This is a genomic window from Vibrio sp. 2132-1 (assembly GCF_033344315.1).
In genome coordinates this window covers 1-544 of the sequence record NZ_JAWPON010000747.1, presented here as the reverse complement: position 1 = coordinate 544, position 544 = coordinate 1, and the positions used below count along the sequence as shown (strand labels likewise).

Annotated in this window: 1 protein-coding gene; it reads right to left on the bottom strand. The window is 48.5% G+C overall.

The window, feature by feature from the left end:
* Positions 1–7: 7 nt before the first annotated feature.
* Positions 8–544, bottom strand: a 537-nt coding sequence (locus R8N47_RS27750; protein ID WP_318186429.1) for a RecQ family zinc-binding domain-containing protein, incomplete at its 5' end; no start/stop codon positions are given.

Sequence of the window (544 nt, the reverse complement as noted above, 5' to 3'; positions counted from 1 at the left end):
TTTTAATCTATTCCCGCACACTTTCAACTAATTGTAGTACCTGTTCGAAGGACACATTAGCCAATGCACCATACCCAGATAGCTTTGAGGCTTTAAGTTGGCTGATCAACGGCGTGCTGATGCCACATAAGAATCGGGCGATGGCTTCGTTACTGATTGCAGAAGGGGAAAGTTGGACAAACTCTGCAATCCAAGCGGAGGCGACTGCTGGTTCAGGTTGATCGTAAATCCGAGGTGGGAACACCGCTCTCTGTCCTCGACACACAGAACAATGACCGCAGTGAGCAGGGGCGTTGTGGTCGGCAAAGTAACTGGCTAATTGATGACTTAAACAATTTGACGATTGGAATAACCCCAGCATGGCGTGAATTCGGTCGATGTCTTTGCGCTCTTTAGACTGGAACAGCTCGTACAGATGCTGCGTGATGTCTTCGATATTCTGTGTTTCGGGCAAGACGGAATACACATCGGTTAGCTGCTTGCTTTCCAGTTCAACCCAACCATTCTGATGAAAGTAATCCAGAGCAGCGACAACGCGGCTACG